Annotated in this window: 14 protein-coding genes and 1 pseudogene; 6 read left to right on the forward strand and 9 right to left on the reverse strand. The window is 75.3% G+C overall.

Features of this window, described 5'->3' with window-relative positions; genetic code table 11:
- Positions 1-189: 189 nt before the first annotated feature.
- Complete coding sequence (locus tag ACZ4EF_RS08945) at positions 190-1,404, reverse strand: MFS transporter (RefSeq protein WP_391045897.1); 1,215 nt, start codon at positions 1,402-1,404, stop codon at positions 190-192.
- Between the two features lie 99 nt (positions 1,405-1,503).
- Here ACZ4EF_RS08945 and ACZ4EF_RS08950 point away from each other — a divergent pair, with 99 nt between their 5' ends.
- On the forward strand, positions 1,504-2,589 hold the full coding sequence (locus ACZ4EF_RS08950; protein WP_391119019.1) for a DUF5937 family protein: 1,086 nt from the start codon (positions 1,504-1,506) through the stop codon (positions 2,587-2,589).
- Positions 2,590-2,680: 91 nt separating this feature from the next.
- Here the strand turns inward: ACZ4EF_RS08950 and ACZ4EF_RS08955 are convergent, their stop codons facing one another.
- Positions 2,681-3,730 (reverse strand): threonine/serine dehydratase, encoded by a 1,050-nt coding sequence (locus ACZ4EF_RS08955; RefSeq protein ID WP_467503547.1) that lies wholly within the window; start codon positions 3,728-3,730, stop codon positions 2,681-2,683.
- Positions 3,731-3,966: 236 nt separating this feature from the next.
- On the opposite strand from ACZ4EF_RS08955, the gene ACZ4EF_RS08960 reads away from it, so the two are divergent.
- Positions 3,967-4,449, forward strand: coding sequence for an NUDIX hydrolase (locus ACZ4EF_RS08960; RefSeq protein ID WP_467503549.1), 483 nt, complete (start codon positions 3,967-3,969; stop codon positions 4,447-4,449).
- Positions 4,450-4,480: 31 nt separating this feature from the next.
- Here the strand turns inward: ACZ4EF_RS08960 and ACZ4EF_RS08965 are convergent, their stop codons facing one another.
- Together ACZ4EF_RS08965 and ACZ4EF_RS08970 are read right to left on the reverse strand one after the other, a co-directional pair.
- On the reverse strand, positions 4,481-5,782 hold the full coding sequence (locus tag ACZ4EF_RS08965; RefSeq protein ID WP_467503551.1) for an RNA polymerase sigma factor: 1,302 nt from the start codon (positions 5,780-5,782) through the stop codon (positions 4,481-4,483).
- Positions 5,783-5,789: 7 nt separating this feature from the next.
- Positions 5,790-6,146 (reverse strand): YciI family protein, encoded by a 357-nt coding sequence (locus ACZ4EF_RS08970; RefSeq protein WP_391045906.1) that lies wholly within the window; start codon positions 6,144-6,146, stop codon positions 5,790-5,792.
- Between the two features lie 203 nt (positions 6,147-6,349).
- Here ACZ4EF_RS08970 and ACZ4EF_RS08975 point away from each other — a divergent pair, with 203 nt between their 5' ends.
- A complete protein-coding gene (locus tag ACZ4EF_RS08975) occupies positions 6,350-7,651 on the forward strand; it encodes an MFS transporter (protein WP_467503553.1) in 1,302 nt (433 codons plus the stop codon).
- A gap of 58 nt (positions 7,652-7,709) precedes the next feature.
- Here the strand turns inward: ACZ4EF_RS08975 and ACZ4EF_RS08980 are convergent, their stop codons facing one another.
- The 4 genes from ACZ4EF_RS08980 to ACZ4EF_RS08995 form a co-directional block, all read right to left on the reverse strand.
- Positions 7,710-8,471 carry an SDR family oxidoreductase gene (locus ACZ4EF_RS08980; protein ID WP_467503555.1) on the reverse strand — a complete coding sequence of 254 codons (762 nt, stop codon included), beginning with the start codon at positions 8,469-8,471 and terminating at the stop codon, positions 7,710-7,712.
- Positions 8,472-8,587: 116 nt separating this feature from the next.
- A complete protein-coding gene (locus tag ACZ4EF_RS08985; RefSeq protein ID WP_401856555.1) occupies positions 8,588-9,331 on the reverse strand; it encodes an SDR family NAD(P)-dependent oxidoreductase in 744 nt (247 codons plus the stop codon).
- A 105-nt stretch (positions 9,332-9,436) separates the two neighbouring features.
- Positions 9,437-10,525: a M56 family metallopeptidase gene (locus tag ACZ4EF_RS08990; RefSeq protein WP_467503558.1), complete on the reverse strand. Its 1,089-nt coding sequence runs from the start codon at positions 10,523-10,525 to the stop codon at positions 9,437-9,439.
- A gap of 280 nt (positions 10,526-10,805) precedes the next feature.
- Positions 10,806-11,243: a BlaI/MecI/CopY family transcriptional regulator gene (locus ACZ4EF_RS08995; RefSeq protein WP_467503560.1), complete on the reverse strand. Its 438-nt coding sequence runs from the start codon at positions 11,241-11,243 to the stop codon at positions 10,806-10,808.
- A 168-nt stretch (positions 11,244-11,411) separates the two neighbouring features.
- Between ACZ4EF_RS08995 and ACZ4EF_RS09000 the strand changes: the two genes are divergently transcribed.
- From ACZ4EF_RS09000 to ACZ4EF_RS09010, 3 genes and pseudogenes are all read left to right on the forward strand, one after another.
- Positions 11,412-13,025, forward strand: a complete 1,614-nt coding sequence (locus ACZ4EF_RS09000; protein WP_467503562.1) for a glycosyltransferase family 2 protein — start codon at positions 11,412-11,414, stop codon at positions 13,023-13,025.
- 115 nt (positions 13,026-13,140) lie between these two features.
- The gene (locus ACZ4EF_RS09005; protein WP_467503564.1) at positions 13,141-15,837 is read left to right on the forward strand and encodes a YfhO family protein; all 2,697 of its coding nucleotides are present in this window, start codon (positions 13,141-13,143) and stop codon (positions 15,835-15,837) included.
- Positions 15,838-15,950: 113 nt separating this feature from the next.
- Positions 15,951-16,199 (forward strand): annotated as a pseudogene (locus tag ACZ4EF_RS09010) (hypothetical protein); the annotation flags it as partial.
- Between the two features lie 90 nt (positions 16,200-16,289).
- Here ACZ4EF_RS09010 and ACZ4EF_RS09015 read toward each other — a convergent pair.
- The gene (locus ACZ4EF_RS09015) at positions 16,290-17,222 is read right to left on the reverse strand and encodes an RICIN domain-containing protein (RefSeq protein WP_467503566.1); all 933 of its coding nucleotides are present in this window, start codon (positions 17,220-17,222) and stop codon (positions 16,290-16,292) included.
- Positions 17,223-17,294: the final 72 nt, after the last annotated feature.

A 17,294-nucleotide genomic window follows, 5' to 3' on the forward strand; every position in this document is an offset into this window, starting at 1 on the left:
GCCGCGCGTCGGGTACGGGCGCGCGGCGGTACGGCGGCCCGCGCGGCGGTGTCCTCGCGGTCCGCGCGCGCCCGGGCAGCACGACAGCGCCGGTCCGGCCGTCTGAGTTTGTTAACCTTCCGAACTCTCACCGTAGCAGCGAAGACCGGCTTTGAGGAGGGCCGTCCGGCAGGAGGCGTTCCGTCCGCGTCAACCGCTGAGCCGTGCCCCCTGGTCCTTCTCCGTGGCGACCGCGGCGGAGGACAGGAGCGTCGCGGCGGCGAGGCTGCCCCACAGAGCGGTCGAGCCGTACGGGGCGAGGGCGGTGATGGCCGCGGGAGAGACGGCGAGGCCGAAGCCGGTGGAGAGTTGGAAGCGGGCGAGGGTGCGCCCCAGGACGTGGGCCGGCGCGAGGGCGGTGACCAGCGCGGTGGCGCTTCCGGCGTAGATGATCTCGCCGAGCGTGCAGACCACGGACACGGTGGCCACGGCCGGGGCGCCCCAGCCGTGCCGCAGTTCGGTGGCCGCGAGGAAGCCGAGGTAGGACGCGGTGAGGACGACCCCGGCGAGGGCGAGCACGGACCGCCGGGAGAAGCGGGACATCAGGACGGTGACCGGGACCTGGAGGGTGACCACCAGCACGGTGTTGGCCACGAAGACGGCCGCCGACCACACCGGGGACGCGTGCAGTTGGGTCACCAGGACCAAAGGGAGCGCGATCTCGGGGACGTTGAGGCAGAAGACGTAGACCACGTTGGCGGCCAGCAGCGCGCGCATCCGGGGCGCGGGACCGCTGTCGCCGCCCTCGGCGGGGGCGGCGGCCGGGTCCGCGCGCAGCCGGACCGACCACGCCAGGGCCGCGGCGGTGAGATACGCGAGCCCGGTGACGCCCGCCAGGACCTGCAACGCGGCGGCGCCGCCCGCCAGGCACGCGGTGGCGAGCAGCGCGCCCGCGCCCATACCGGCGTTGCGCAGGGCGCGGCCCGCCGCGAGCGCGGTGTCGCGGTCCCTGCCGTGGGCGACGGTGGCCACCACGGCGGCGTGGGCGGCGGGCCACGCCTGGTTGCCGATGCCGAGGAAGAGCGCCGCCGCCGCGAACATCCAGCCGTTGCCCGCCGGAGTGGCCAGCAGCAGCGCCACGCCCAGCACGCGCACCAGCATCGACGCCGCCACGGCCGTACTGCGCGCGCCCCGGTCCAGCCACAGCCCCACGGCGGGCACGCACACCAGCCCCACGACGACACCGGCCGTCATGGCGATGCCGGTGGCGGGCGCGGACAGGCTCAGCACCGTCACCCCGTAGAGCAGCAGGAACGGCCGGAGCAGGCCGGTGCCGAGCGCGTCCACGGTCATGGCGACGGCGTAGCGGGGGCCTCCGAAGGCGCGGACGAGGGCGCGGGGCCGGATCTGGGTGGTGGTTGCCATGGCGACAACGGTGCGTTCGGCCGCCGCGCCCGCCGCGTCGGTTGACGCAGACCGTCAACCGACGCGGCCAGGGGCTTTTGCGCTGCTCATAATGGGTGGGTGACCTTGCGGATCGACATCGGCGGCCTGCCGCCCGAGCGGCTGCGGTTCGCCGCCTCCCCGCTGGCGGAGCTGACGGCGATGCTGCACGTCCTGGCGGAACCCGGACACCATCCGCGGCTCGCCGGGTGGGCCGCGGACGTGTGGGCCGCGCTGCGGCCCGAGCTGGCCGAGCGGCTGCGGGAGGCGGAGTTCCTGTGGCGGTCCTCGCGCGCCGACTTCCTGGTGCCCGCCCGGCCCCGGCCGACCCTCGCCGAGGAACTGGACGACGTGGACCGGATCGACGACGCCCGGTACGTGACCGCCGCGCTGGTCACCACCTGCGGCAGCAACCGGATCCACTTCGGCTCCCCGTCGCCGCTCACCGACGCGACCGCGCGCGAACGGGCCCTGGACCTCGCCCAGGCGCGCGGCGCGTTGCAGGAGGCGTTCGCGGAACGGCTGCTCGCGGACCCGGCCGCCGTGCGGGCGCGGGTGCGCGACACCCTCGAACAGTGCGCCGGGGCGTTCTTCGACGCCGCCTGGTCGGGGGCCGCCGTACGCATCGCCTCCGACCTGCGCCTGAAGCACGACCTGCTCAAGCGGCAGGGTCTCGGTGCGGCGCTCGCCTCGGTCTCCGGCGCGGTCGCCCTGGCGCCGGGCGGTGACCGGATCGTCGTGGACAAGCTCCAGGACAGCGCGACCGCCGCCCGCGACGACGGGGTCACCTTCATCCCGAGCGTCTTCGGCCGCCCGCACCTGGTGGCGGTGCACGCGCCCGGGTGGCGGCCGGTGGTGCAGTACCCGGTGGCCGAGCCGGGCCCGTCCGAGCAGGTGCCGATGGAGACGGTCACCCTCCGGCTGGAGGCGCTCGCGCATCCGGTACGGCTGCGGCTGCTGCGCACCCTCGCGCGCGGCCCGCACACCACCGTCGAGCTGGCCCACGCCTGGGAGCTGTCGCCCCCCGAGGTCTCCCGCCACCTCGCGGTCCTGCGCCGCGCGGGCCTGCTCACGAGCCAACGCCACGGCCGTTACGTCCGGTACACCCTCAACGCGCCCGATCTGACGTCGCTCGGCTCCGATCTGCTGGCGGCCGTCCTGCGCTGAGCGGTGCCGCTCGGCGCTTGCGGCCGTCCTGCGCTGAGCGGCGCCGCTCGGAACGCCCCGCCCCAGCGGGACGCCCTCGAACGGCCGCGGCTCAGCCTTCCGCGCGGGCCACCAGATCGCCGGGGTCGGTGTTGGCCCCGCACAGCAGGACCGCCACCTTTTCGCCGGGGCGCGGCTCGTACGGCCGCCCCCCGCCGTCCTCTCCCCCGGTCGGCAGCAGCGGCGCGAAGGCGGTGGCCCCGCCCACCTCGGTGACGATCCTCAGCTCGTCCCAGAGCGTCTGGCGGGCGGCGATGATGGCCCGGTCGGGCACCAGGACGGACCGCGCGTTGTCCTGACGGCCCGCGTGGACCGCCATCTCGGTGGCGCGGCGCGCGCCGAGCGAGTCGCCCGCGACGGAGTCCACGGTCACGTCGACCGGGTGGCCGGCCTCGACGGCCGCGTGCAGCGTACGGGCGTTCTCCGGCTCCACGGCGACGGCGCGGATGCCGTGCTCGCGCGCGGCGGTGGCGACCCCGGCGAACAGTCCGCCGCCGCCGACCGCCACAAGGACGGTGTCCAGGCCGGGAATCGCGGTACGGATCTCGTCCAGTACGGTGCCCGCCCCCGCGGCGATGTACGGGTGGTCGTAGGCGTGGCTGCCCAGCGCGCCCGCGGTGGCGGTGAACTCCTCACAGGCGGCGAGCGCTTCGGCGTACTCCTTGCCCACCAGGCGTACGTCCGCGCCGTACGCCCGCAGGCGCGCGACCTTCACCGCGGGGGCCGTCTCGGGCACGAAGACGGTGGCGGGGACGCCGAGCGCCTTGGCCGCCCACGCGCAGGCGAGCCCGGCGTTGCCGCCGGACGCGATGGTGACGCCCGCGGCCGGGAGGGTGCCGGCGGCGCTGTGCGCGAGCAGGAAATTCCGCGCGCCGCGCGCCTTGAAGGAGCCCGTGAACTGGAGGTATTCCAGGGCGAACCACAGCTCGTAGGGCTCGCCGTCCCGGCCGCCGCCGACGAGGCCGGGGTCGGCCCTGGTGACGGCCACCGGCCTGATGTGGCCGTCGATGCGGTCGGCCGCCTGCCGGATGTCGTCATAGTCGAGGTGGCGCACGCGCTGCTCCGGGGGTTCGGGGGTTTCGGGGGTTCGCGGTCCGATCATCGTGCCACGCGCCCGATCGGCGCCCCGCGCCGCCCAGGACGCCTGGTGGCACCCGGTCGACGTCGCCATGGAGATCCCCCCGCCGCACGGACGGCGACGGCTGCGGCCAAAGCGGCGCCGTGCGAGGGTGCCGACCGGGGCGCGGGGGGACGCGGCCTTGCGCGGGCCCGGTCCGGCAGGCGTCTGTCTGGTGCGCCTCTCCCGTAAACCTCGGCCGGGAGGCCAGACTTGGCGGTGTGGTGAACAAGCGCAGCGCCGGGGTCCTGCTCTTCCGCGAGGTCGGCGGCGCGGACCGGGACGCCGGGATCGAGGTCCTTCTCGGGCACATGGGCGGGCCCTTCTGGGCCCGGCGCGACGCGGGCGCGTGGTCGATCGTCAAGGGCGAGTACGGGCCGGACGAAGCCGCGGTGGACGCAGCCCGGCGCGAGTTCCGGGAGGAGGTCGGCCTGCCGCTGCCCGACGGCGAACTCCTCCCGCTCGGCGAGACCGAGCAGTCCGGCGGCAAGGTCGTCACGGCCTGGGCGCTGCACGCCGACTTCGACCCGGCCCTCGCCGTGCCCGGCACCTTCACGATGGAGTGGCCGAAGGGGTCGGGCCGCCTCCAGGAGTTCCCGGAGATCGACCGGGTGGCCTGGCTCGGTCTGCCGCAGGCCCACGAGAAGATCGTGGAGGGGCAGCGCGTCTTCCTCGACCGCCTGGCCGCGCTGCGCGCCGGTTGATGAAGGGCATACGGGGCCGCCCCCACCGGCCCTACGGCGTCGGCCCGTCGAGCGACCGCCGCCTGCCGCGCAGAAAGGCCCGCTCGGCCGCGTTGTCGGTCCGCCCGAGCGCCGCGTCGTAGGCCGCCGCGGCCTCCCGCGTACGGCCCAGGCGGCGCAACAGGTCGGCGCGGACGGCGTGCAGGACGTGGTAGCCGTCCAGGTCGAGGCGGTCGACGAGGGCGAGCGCCGCCGCCGGTCCCTGGACCTCGGCCACCGCGACCGCGCGGTTGAGGGCGACGACCGGGCCGGGGGCGACCGCGAGCAACTGGTCGTACAGCGTCACGATCTGCGGCCAGTCCGTGGCCGCCGCCGTCGGCGCGTCGCTGTGCACGGCGTTGATCGCCGCCTGGATCTGGTACGGACCCGGCTGCCCCCGCCGCAGGCACTGCCGTACGAGATCCTGGCCCTCCGCGATCAGGGCGCGGTCCCAGCGGCTCCGGTCCTGGTCGGCGAGGAGGACGAGGCCGCCGTCCCCGGCGGTGCGCGCCGCCTCCCGCGACCGGGTGAGCAGCATCAGCGCCAGCAGGCCGGGCACTTCGGGCTCGTCGGGCATCAGCGCGTGCAGCAGGCGGCCGAGCCGTACCGCCTCGGCGCACAGGTCGGCGCGGACCAGCCGGTCGCCCGAACCGGCTGTGTGGCCCTCGTTGAAGATCAGATAGACGACGGCGAGCACCGCGCGGAGCCGGTCGGGCAGGTCGGCGTCGGACGGGACGCGGTACGGGATGCGCGCGTCGCGGATCTTGCCCTTGGCCCGCACCAGCCGCTGCGCCATGGTCGGCTCGGGCACCAGGAAGGCCCGCGCGATCTCGGCCGTGGTCAGCCCGCCGAGCAGCCGCAGCGTCAGGGCGGTCCTGGCCGCCGGGGAGAGGGCCGGGTGGCAGCAGGTGAAGATCAGCCGCAGCCGGTCGTCGTGCACGGGGCCCTCCTCTCGCGCCGGTTCCCGGTCGGCCCGCAGCAGCGCAGCCTGGTCGTGGTGGTCCGCGCGGGAGGACTCGCGGCGCAGCCGGTCGATCGCGCGGTTCCGCGCCGTGGTGATGATCCAGCCCGCCGGGCTCGGCGGCACCCCGTCGGCCGGCCAGCGCCGTACCGCCGTGGTGAACGCGTCCTGGACCGCCTCCTCGGCGATGTCGATGTCGCCGAAGGAGCGGACGAGGACGGCGACGGCGCGGCCGTACTGCTCGCGGAAGACGCGGGCGACCTCCGGCTCGGGCGCCGCCCCCTTTCGCGGCCCGTACGCCGCCCGTGGCTCCGGCCCCTCGTACGGTGGCCGTCGCTCCGGCTCGCGCGTCATGCCGACGTCACTCGGACGGCCCGTACCGGAGGGGCCTGACCTCGATCGGGAGGGTCGTCGCGCGGGCGAGCGCGCGGCCCCACGCGAGGGCGGCGTCCAGGTCGGGCGCCTCGACGATCGTGAAGCCGCCGAGGTGCTCCTTGCCCTCGACGTACGGGCCGTCCGTGGTCAGGATGTCGTCGCCCTTGTGCCGCAGCACGGTGGCCGTGCCCGCGGGGAACAGGCCCGCGGCGAAGACCCAGGCCCCGGCGGCCTTCATCTCGGCGTTGAGCGTGTCGAGGTCGCGCCGGATCGGGGCGAGGAATTCGGCGGACGGCGGCTCGTCGGTGTCGGGCTGGTAGACGCTGAGCAGATACTGCGGCATGGGGTGCCTCCCGGGTCCGTACCGGGCTCCTGCCCGGTTCCTGCGGCCGGTGCGCCGACCGGCTCTCACTGTCCATACGAACGGGTCGGGCCCGGATCGACATCTCGGCTGTTGTTGAATGGTGGACGGCCCGCCGCCGACCGAGGGCGTGCCCGGTGAGGTCCGGCCCGAGGTGAGGCAATCAACAGGTGAGTGCGCGTCCCGTGTCCCTGAGGAGTCTGATACCGGCGGTCTTCCTGCCGGTCCTGATCTTCGAGACGGGCGTGGGCGCCCTCGCTCCGGTGCTCGCGCTCAGCGGCAGAGCGCTGGGCGCGAGCGTCGGCAGCGCCGGGCTGGTATTGGCGCTGCTCGGCGTCGGGCAGATCCTCGGCGACGTGCCGGCCGGCGCGCTGGCGGCCCGGCTCGGCGACCGCAAGGCGATGCTGGTCGCCTCCGGGGTCACGGCGGTGACGCTGTCCGGCTGCGCGCTGGCCCGCAGCGTGTGGCAGCTCGCGGCGGCCGTGACCGTCACCGGCGCCTCCAACGCCGTCTTCATCCTGGCCAGACAGTCGTATCTCACCGAGGTCGTGCCCACCGGGCTGCGCGCGCGGGCGATGTCCACACTCGGCGGCATGTCGCGCGTCGGCGCCTTCGTCGGGCCGTTCCTCGGCGCGGCCGTGCTCACCAGGTTCCCGGTGCACGACATCTACTGGCTGGCGCTGCTGTGCACGGCGGTGACGGTCGTGGTGCTGCTGACCGTGCGCGATGTCGCGGACCCGGCGGCGGGGGCCGTACGGGAGACCGCCTCGGTACGGTCGGTGCTGCGCGGCCACCGCCGGGTCTTCCTGACGCTGGGCCTGGCCGTCCTGCTGGTGGCCTCGGTCCGCGCGACCCGGCAGACGGTGCTGCCGCTGTGGGCCGACCATCTGGGTCTGAGCCCTTCGTCCACCAGTGTGGTCTTCGGGATCGCGGGGCTGGTCGACACCCTGACCTTCTACCCGTCGGGGCAGGTGATGGACCGGGCGGGCCGCCTGTGGATCGCCGTGCCGTCCATGGTGGTGCTGGGCTGCGCGCAGGCCGCGCTGCCGCTGACCCACAGCCTGGCGTCGCTGACCGTCGTCGCCATGCTGATGGGCTTCGGCAACGGGATCGGCAGCGGCATCCTCATGACCCTCGGCGCCGATGTCGCGCCGCCGCGCGCCCGCTCGCAGTTCCTCGGTGTGTGGCGGCTGTGCGCGGACTCCGGCGCGGCGGGCGGCCCGCTGGTCGTCTCGGCCGCCGCCGCCCTCGGCAGCCTCGCGGCCGGGATCGCCCTCATGGGCGCGGTCGGCCTCGCGGCGGCGGGCGCGCTGCTGCGCTGGGTGCCGCGCTATTCGGCCTACGCGACAACCGGTACCCGCCGGTTGAGCACACGGGTCGCGGGCGGCGCGGCCCCCGCCCCCGTACCCGAGCCGCGCCCGCCGGGGGACGCGTCCGGGCAGCCGGAGCATCCGGTCCGGGGCAGGGGCGAACCTCCGCGTACGTGAGGGCCGCCCCCTCGTACGCGGAGCGGACGGCGGCCCGCGGCGTGCCCACGTACCCTGGTCAGACCGCCCGTTCGGCCAGGAACGCCTCCCAGGTGCGCTCGCCGACGGTGGCGCCCTCGGTGGTCAGATTCTCCCCGTCCCGGTACACGCGCCCGGCCTTGCCCGGCATCGGGACCGGCATGATCGGGCGGCGCTTGCCGACCGCCTGGAGGTAGCCGCGGGCCGCCTCGGCCAGCGTGTAGACGGTGGGTCCCACCATGTCGGGGACCCGCCCCGCGGGCTCGGCGAGGGCCAACTCCACCATGCGGGCGGCGACTTCGCGTGAGTCGACCGGCTGGAGCCGCATCACGCCGGGGATCGGCAGCACCGGCAGCTTGGCCATCTTCCCGATGACGGTGAAGGCGAACTCGTGGAACTGCGCGGCGCGCAGCGTCGTCCACGGCAGCCCGGACTCGGCCACCATCCGCTCGGCGGCCAGTTTCACCTTGAAGTAGCCGAGCGGGACCTTGTCCGCCGCGACGACCGAGATGTAGACGAAGTGCCGTACGCCCGCGGCCGACGCGGCGGTCAGCAGGGCGCGGGTGGACTTGTCGTCGCTCTTCGCGTCGCCCGCGAGGTGCAGGACGGTCTCGATCCCGTCCACCGCCGCGTCGATTCCCTCGCCCGTGAGCAGGTCGCCGGTGACGTACTCGACGCCGCCGTCGGACGCGTGGGCCGTACGGCTCAGCACCCGGGGTTTGGTGCCCGCCTCCGGCAGGAGCGGGATCACGTGCCGCCCGAGGGTGCCCGTACCGCCGGTGACCAGGATGGATGCTGTCATGACGTCTTCTCCGTGTTCGTCTGGCGAGTCGTCCGGCGGTCTCGTTCGGAGCCGGAATCCGATGGTCTGTCGCGGGGCCACCGTGGGGAACACGGCGGGGAGACCGCAGGTCCCCACTAGCTGAGGCCGCCGTCCGCGCGGAGATTCTGGCCGGTGAGCCAGCGGGCGGCGGGGCCGGCGAGGAAGGCGACGACGTCCGCGATGTCGGCGGGGCGGCCCAGGCGGCCGAGCGGGGTGAGGTCGATGAGCGGCTGGAAGTCCGCACCCGGGTTGGCCTCGCGCAGGAGGTCGGTGTCGGTGGCGCCGGGCGAGACCGTGTTGACGGTGATGCCGCGCGCGCCGAGCTCGCGGGAGGCCACGCGGGTCAGTTGCTCGATCGCGCCCTTGCTGGCCGCGTAGGGCGCGTTCCCGGGCGCCGGGCGGAGCGTGTTGAGGGTGGAGATGTTGACGACACGGCCGTCGTCGCGCAGGTGCCTGGCCGCGTAACGCATGGTCAGGAAGGTGGACTTGGCGTTGCCCGCCATCACGCGGTCGTACATCTCCTCGTCGGTGTCGGCCAGGGGCGCGGGGGTGATGCTCAGCGCGGCGTTGTTGACCAGGATGTCCAGGCCGCCGAGGTGGCGGTCGGCGGTGGCCATCAGCCGCTCGGCGGCGCCGGGTTCCACGAGGTCGGCCCGGAGCGCCCGCGCGGTCCCGCCCGCCTCCTCGACGGTGCGTACGACATCGGCCGCGGCCTCGGCGTCGCGCGCGTAGCCGAACACCACGTCCGCGCCGTCGCGTGCGAGCCGTTCCACGATCGCCCGGCCGATGCCCCGCGAACCGCCGGTGACCACAGCGGTCTTGCCCTTGAGCACGGTCATGCAGCCCTCCCCCGGCGGCCGTTGCGGCCGCGGTCTCCGCCCCAGAACCTACGCCGGTCCGTACCGGCGCGGAACAGGGCGCGCCAAGGGCGGTGCGAGCCGCGCTCACCCCGGGAGGCGGTCGCCGCCCGTGTCGCGGTCGGCCCGGTCCCGTGCGAGGGCGGGCACCAGCGACGAGTGGAGGTGGCGGGTGACCCGGCCCGGTGCGGGGGTGCGCGCTTGGTCGGGCGCGGGGACGCGCGCGTGCCCATGGACGTGGTCGCGCACGGTGGCGGGCGGCGGCTGGGCCGCGCGGTCGAAGAGGTGCTCGCCGGTGCGTTCGACGGCGGCGGTGGCGACCGTACTGGCGACCAGCAGCGCGGCCAGTGTCGTGAGGGCCAGCGGGCGGCGGCGCGGCGGGCGGCCGAGCAGGGCGTGCACCCGCGCGGGGACGTCGCTGCCGGTGGCCGCCGCGACGGGCGCGGCTCCGGCGGCCGGGTGCGGCGCGTCGTGCTGGAGCAGCGCCGCGCGGGCGATGGTCCTGGCGACGAGCTGCCGGTCGCCGACGCTGCGGGCGGCGTCCTCGTCCGCCCAGCGCTCGACGGCCTGACCGGCCGCCTTGGCGGTACGGCGCAGCAACGGGTTGACGCCCGCGGCCAGTTCGGCGGCGAGGATCCACCAGACGTGCCGGTGGTTGAGGTGGGAGTGCTCGTGGGCGAGGACGACCTGCCGCTCCTGCGGGGTGAGCGCCCTGAGCAGGCCGGTGGTGATGACGATGCGCGCGGCGGGGGCGGGGGTGGTGAAGGCGTCGGGCCACGCGTTGTCGACGACGAGCACGGGGTCGGCGAGGCGGGGGCCGCGGGCGATCCGGTAGACGGCGGCCAGCGCGCGCAGTCGGCGGACGACGGTGAGCGAGGCGTGCGCGACGGCCGCGGCCAGCAGGACGAGGCTGGCCGCCGCCAGCGGGTCGGGCACGGGGTCGAGGGCGTCGAGGCGCTTGGGCGACCACGGTCCGAGCGCGGCGATCGCGGGCACCTGTCCGAGCCAGGTGAAGCCCAGCTCGCCGAGGACGAACAGGGTCGAGGCGGCCACCGCGAGCGCGGCGGGCACGAGCAGCCGGGTGGCCGTGGCGGGCGGCAGCAGCTTCCCGAGCCGGGGCGCGGTGAGCGCGAACAGCAGGCAGACGAGGGTGGTCGCACAGACGGCTCCGGTCACGCCGCCTCCCCGGTGTCGGCCGCCCGCCGCCGGTCCGGGGGTGCCGGACGGCGTGACGCGGTCGAGCAGGTCGGGTCCTGAGGCGCCGATCCGCGCGACGCGGTCGAGTCGGTCGGAGCCTGAAGCGTCGATCCGCGCGACGCGGTCGAGTCGGACGGGGCCTGGGGCGTCGGCCCGCGCGACGCGGTCGAGTCGGACGGGGCCTGGGGCGTCGGCCCGCGCACGGCGGTCGCGCCCGTCGCGTGCCGCCCGTTCGTCGCGTCCACCGCTGTCAGCACCTTCACCGCTTTCCGTCCGGCTCCGGTCCGTCAGACGGATCGGCCGCGCCGTCGGTTGCCTCGCCGTTCCGGCGACTTTCGGGGCCCGGAGGGTCGAGGAGGCTGCGCAGGAGGTGTTCGTCGGCGGCCTTGAGCGTGCCGACGAAGCGGACCAGCACACCGGCGCGGTCGTCGTCGGCGTCGAGCAGTCGCTGCATGCGCTGCGCGGTGACCTCGGCCGGGTGCGCGGGCGCGGTGTACGCGTAGCCGCGGCCCTCCTGCCGCCGGGTGACCTCGCCCTTGGCGTGCAGCCGGGTGAGCACCGTCATCACCGTCGTGTAGGCCAGCTCCCCGCCGAGCGCGTCGCGGACCTGCGCCGGGGTCATCGGTCCTGCGCCCGCGGCAAGCACGGCCTGGATGTCGCGTGCCAGACTGCCGCGGCTCCGGCGCTGAGGGGCCATCGGTGATCTCGTCTCCCCTTATTACGCTACTACAAGGTCTGTAGTAGCTTCCGGTTCCGGGTGGTTACTACAAGGAGTGTAGTAACCACCGGCATCACGGCGTCCCGGAGCACCGGGCCGCCGACCGGGAGAGGGCCGACAGGGAGTGGCCGCCATGGACCGTTCGCCATGCGGATGACAGGGCCGGGCGTGTGCGTCGTCGTCATCGCCCGCGACGACGCGGAAACCGTCGGCGCCGCCGTACGGTCCGCGCTCGCGCAGGGCGCGGCCGTCACCGAGGTCGTCGCGGTGGACGACGCCTCCCGCGACCGGACGCCCGACGTCCTGGACGCGCTGGCCGCCCGCGAGCCCCGGCTGCGCGTCGTGCACCGCGCCGAGAACAGCGGCGGTCGCGGCACGCCCCGCAACGACGGCGTCGCGGTCGCCACCGCCGAGTACGTGATGTTCCTCGACAGCGACGGCGTGCTGCCGGACGGCGCCGTACGCGCGCTGCTGACCGCCGCGGAGACCCACGGCACGCCGGTCACCGTCGGCGTCGCCGTCCGCCGCGAACTGCCCGGCGGCCGTGAGGTGCGCTGGCAGCCCGCGCTCTACCGCGAGGCCGCCGTCCTCGCGTCCCCCGAGGACCATCCGGAGCTCCTGCGCGACACCCTGTGCGTCAACAAGCTCTACCGGCGCGCCTTCCTCGACCGGCACCGGCTCCGCTGCCCCGAAGGCACCTTCGCCTACGAGGACTTCGTCTTCACCGCCCGCGTCCTGACGGCGGGACCGCCGATCGCCGTCGTGCCCGACACCGTCTGCGTCCGGCGGGCGCGCCGCGAGGCCGGGGAGCCGGTCGCGCCCGCCCGCCGGGACATCGGCGACTGGGCCGCCCGCGTCGCCGCCCACCGCCAGGCCGTCGACGTCTTCACCGCCGCCCGCCGCCCCCTGCTCGCCGCCGCCTGCCGCACCAAATTCCTCGACGACGACCTGTGCCTGTACGTCCGCGAACTGCCCGGCCGCGACCCCGCGTACCAGCGCGCGTGGTGGAGACTGGCCCGCGCCTACCTGGCCTCCTTCACCGACGCCGAGCGGGCCGCGGCGGCGGCCCCCGCCCGCTGGATCGCCGCGGTGGTGCTGGCCGGTGACGCCCCGCGCGACCTGGCCCGGCTCGCGCAGCTCGCGGCGGACCCGGCCAGACTGGCCCCGCCGTACGCGCGGACGTCGGCCGGTCCCGTCTGGTCGGACGGCCTGCGCGACGTCAGGCTCGACGGGCTCGGCCAACTCCCGCTCGACGCACTGCCGTTGACGGTGGACGGCACGCTGTTCACCGGCCGCCACGGGCGCCTGCGGCTGCGAATCCGCGATCTGTACGGCCGCCTCGCCGCGGTCGGCGGCCCGGTCTCCGTGGAGGTCGACGTCATCGCGCGGGACGGCGCGGAACCCGCCGTCACCACCACGGCCACGGCGTACGACGAGTGCGGTCGCTGGCGCGCCAGCGTCCCGCTCGACGTGGGCCGGCTCGCCGCCGCGGGCTGTCGCGGCACCCAGACCTGGGACGTACGGGTGCGGCTGCGGTACGCCGACGGCACGGTGACGGCCCCGCTCGCGCCGCGCGCCCAGGACTCGGGGCTGCGGCGCACGGTCACCCCCTGCGGGCGGTACGGCGTCGCGCTGATCCAGGCGTACCGGACGGCGGGCGGTTCGCTGGCGCTGCGCCTGGCACCCGGCGCGCGCGGGGCCTTCGACGTGGCCCTGAGACGGCTGCGGAGCCGGTCGCGTACGACGGCGTCCGCGGTATGAACCCCGGCGGTCGGCGCCGGAGGACGACGAAGCGACGAGATGCCGAAAACTACTACAAAGAACGTAGTAGGATGCGCCGGGAGACGATCCGAGGCATACGAGCAAGCGGGACACGGTGCTGACCTCCTCCTCCGCGGCCATCGACACACCCGCAGCGGCGCCGCCCGCCGGTCCGCCGCGCCGCCCGGCGCTCCGGGCCGCCGCGACACCGCTGGCGGCGCTGCTCGCGGCGGCCGTCTCCATGGGTGCCTACTGCCTGGCGCTGGCCGTGCACGGGACGTATCCGTTCGGACCGAGATCGCGGGCCGTCAACGACCTCGGCAACCAATTCGTGCCGTACCACGCCCACTTGTGGGACCTGATGCACGGCCGCGCCACCGGCGACCTGATCGTCAACTGGGGCAGCGGATACGGCGTCCCCTTCCTCGCCGACTTCTTCACGTATCTGATGAACCCGTTCTCCTGGCTGGTCGGGCTCTTCCCGCGCGACGCCGTCAACGCGGCCGTCTTCACGGCCACGGTGCTGAGCATCGGACTCGGCGCGGCCCTGATGACGGTCTGCCTCGGCAGGCTGCGGCCGGGCTCGCCGTGGCTGCGCGCGCTGCTCGCGGTCGGCTACGCGGTGAGCACCTGGACGGTCTCGGACGGCTTCGGCGACCCCATGTGGATGTGGGGCCTGTCGTCCTTCCCGCTGCTCGGCATCGCCTACGACTGGTGTCTGCACGGCCGCCGTTGGGTGCCCGCGACGCTGGTGATCACCCTGTGCTGGGCGGCGAACTTCTACACCGCGGCCATGGCGACCCTCGGCATGGGTCTGGTCCTCGGCGCCCGCCTGCTGCTCGACTCCCGTCCGGTGCGGGACCGTTGGCGCGCACTGCTGCGCGCCGCGGCGGCGACCGCGACCGGCCTGCTGCTGGCCGCGCCCGTGCTGACGGTGAGTTACACCGCCAGCAAGGCGTCCCAGCCCGCCGAGCCCCAGGACTACACGCCGCCCGCCGCCCTCGACTACCTCGCGCACCTGCTGCCCGGCGGCCTCTACCCGTCCGCCCCGCGGATCTCCGTCGGGCTGCTGCCGCTGCTGCTCGTGCTCGCCTTCCCCTTCATGCGGCGGGTGCCGGGCAGGGAACGCGCGGTCTGGACCGGGCTGCTGGTCCTGGTGGCCCTGTCGTACGTCTGGAAGCCGACGGTCCTGCTGTGGCACGGCCTGGCCATGCCCAACGGCAGCCCCTACCGCGCCGCCATCGCGCTGACGTCCATGCTGGTGGCGGTCGCCTGGCTGGCGCTCTCCCGCAGGCCACGCCCACGTGAACTGCTCGCGGGCGGGGCCGCGTTGGCGGTCCTGCTCGCCGCGGTGAGCGGCGGCCACTACTTCACGCGCGGCGAGTGGATCCTGATCCTCGCCGACAGCGCCCTCGTCCTCGGCCTTCTGCTGCTGCTCGCCCGCCACCGGACCGACCGCCGGGTACGTATCGGCGTGTTCGCCGCGCTGACCTGCTCGGTCTTCCTCGCCACCGCCTACAGCGTCTTCTCCGTCAGCGTGATCAGGGACGACAACCCCCGGTGGACGCCGAGGGAGACGATCAGCGCCGCGTCGCTGACCGCGCACGCGGCGGTCGGCGCGCGGGACGACTGGCCCGCGACCCGCACCGACCCCGGTCCGCACCAGTACACCGCCAACGACCCGCTGCTGCTCGGCGGCGAGGGCGGCTCGTACTACAGCAGCTATCTGCCCGCGCGGACCGCGGCCACCCTCCAGGCCCTCGGCTCCGCCTGGACCATGAGGGGCCGTCACATCTACGGCCTCGACGACCCGGTGGGCCGGGCGATCATGGGAGTGAGCAGTTCCCTCGGCATTGTGCCCGGCGCGCCGAGCGCCGTCGCCCAGCACACCGCGCCCGCTCCCCCGATCGTCACCCTCAGGCCCGGCGCGGCCTTCGACGGCGCCGTCCGCGACACCTCGGTCTTCGCCCGGCAGCAGCGCGTGCTCGGCGCCCGGGTCTACCGCGTGCCGCTGCTCTCCCCCGCCTCCGGGCCCCGGCCCGTCCCCGAGCCGAACGGCACCTGGCGGCTGCCGGGCAACGCCAAGGGCGCGGCCTGGACGTCGTTCACCGCGACCTGCGCGCCGGGCACCCTCGCGTATCTGTACGCGCCCTGGTTCTCCGGCCCGGTCCGCGCGAACGGCGCCGAGTACCGGGCGGTCGGCGTCCACGACCTGGCCGCCAACGGGATCATGCCGCTCGGCGCCGTGCCCGCGAGCGGCCGGATCCGGCTGGCGCTGGGCACCACCACCGCGCAGGACATCCCCCGGTTCCCGGTCGGCTGCCTCGACCAGGGCGCGCTGCGGCGCGCGGTCACGAAGCTGCGGGCCACCGGCCCGGCCGAGGTCACGGCGGGCGGCCACACGATCACGGCCGCCTTCCGCCGGGGCGGCCACGGCACCGCGGTCCTCGCCGTGCCCGCCGTGACCGGCTGGCGCTGTTCGGTCGACGGCGGCGCGTCGACGGCCCCCCGCACCCTCGGCGGCCTCATCGCCGTGGATCTGGGCGGCGGTTCGCGGGTCTCCTGCTCGTTCCGCACACCCGGTCTGAACGCCGGGCTCCCGGCCTCCGGCCTCGCCCTGGCCGTGCTGCTCGCGGTCGGCGTCGGCGGCCGGTTCCGCGACCGCTCGGGGCGCGACGGCTCCTCGGGTACCGCCGGACGCACCCTCGCACGACGGCTCTTCCCCCAACGCCCCACGCGAGACGGGCTCTTGGACGGGTCCGCGCTCCGCGGAACCGCCCTCGGTCTCCGTCGCCCCGGGAGGCGCGCATGACGAAGCTCTCGGTCGTCGTGCCCTGTGACGACGAGGAGGCGGTCATCGACCGCTTCGACGCGCGGACCCGTGCCGTGCTCGGCGTGCTCTCCGCGGCCGGGGTCACGGTGGACGCGCTGGTCACCGGGGTCGACGCGCCCGGTTGTGTCACCCTGGTCGCCATCGTCGTGGGCCTGGGCGGCGTCCAGATGGTGATGCCCGGCCTGATCGGCGAGTACATCGGCCGGATCTCCTACGAGACCAAGCGGCACCCGCACTTCCTGGTCAAGGAGGCCCGCCATCCGTCGTCGCTGGCGCCGGAACGGCTGGACGCCCTCCGGCACCGGCGGCAGCGGGAGTTCCGGCACGGCAGGGTGATCTGACGGTGTATCACCCTGTCGCGCCGCGGCCCCCGCTGCCGCCGCGCCGACACCGCACGCCCGCACGGGCCCGTAGTTCGGGGCCGTCGACCGTCAACTTTTGCGTTTCCACGCCTGGTTGCTGCCGCCGTTGCACGGGTGGAGCTTGATCGGAGTGCCGTCGGAGGTCGCGGCCATCCATACGTCGACGCACAGGCCCGACTGGTCGCCGCGGATCACGCCGCCGCTCAGCGTGAACTGCTGCGCCGGATTGCCGCTGCAATAGGCGATCTGGACGATCGTCCCGTCGTCCGTGCTGCCCCAAGCGGCGTCCATGCACAGGCCCTTGCTGCGGATCGTGCCGTCGGAGGCGAAGGTCCACTGCTCGTTGACGTTGCCGTTGCAGGTCCACAGTTGCAGGTGGGTGCCGTCCGAACCGGCCGAGGCGTTCAGGCACTTGCCCGACCCGCCGCTGACCAGGAAGTCGCCGACCCTGGCCGGAGCGGGCGGCGCGGCGGCCTTGGTCGCCTTCGCCGGCGGCTTGGCGGTCTGCCTGGTCGCCGGGCTCGTGGCCTTCTTCGTGGCCCGGGTGCGCGGGGCTCCGCCCCCTGATCCGGCCGAGCCCCCCGAACCGCCGGAACCGCTGGAGTTCCCGGCGGGCGGGGCGGCGGCGTGCTTGGCCGCGGGCGGCCTGGTCGTCGGCGGCGGGCTCGTCGTGGTCACCGCCGCCTCGGGGGTGGTGGCGGTGCTCGACGGCGTCGCGCTCGGCGACTGGGTCCGCGCGGCGGCGACCACCGTGTCCGACGTACGGCCGCCGTCCCCGCCGTTGTCGCCGCCGAGAGCGCCGAGCAGCGGGACGACGAGCACGCAGACGGCCGTCACCGCCGCCGCGCCGCCGATCGTGCCCCACACGCGCACGCCGGGCACCAGGCCGCGGCGGGGCACGGAGGCGTGCTCGGCGAAGGTGGCGGAGAAGTCCGAGGCGGCGGGCGGCGGCGCGGACGCGGGCTTGTCCAGGGCGGGCGGCGGGAGGTCGGGCGTCGGCACGGGGGGTCTCCGGGGGGATGTCGGGCGCGGGGGCGGGGTGTTCGCTCGGGGCCGGGGTGTTCGCTCGGGGCC

It is taken from the genome of Streptomyces sp. NPDC025721 (assembly GCF_055558595.1).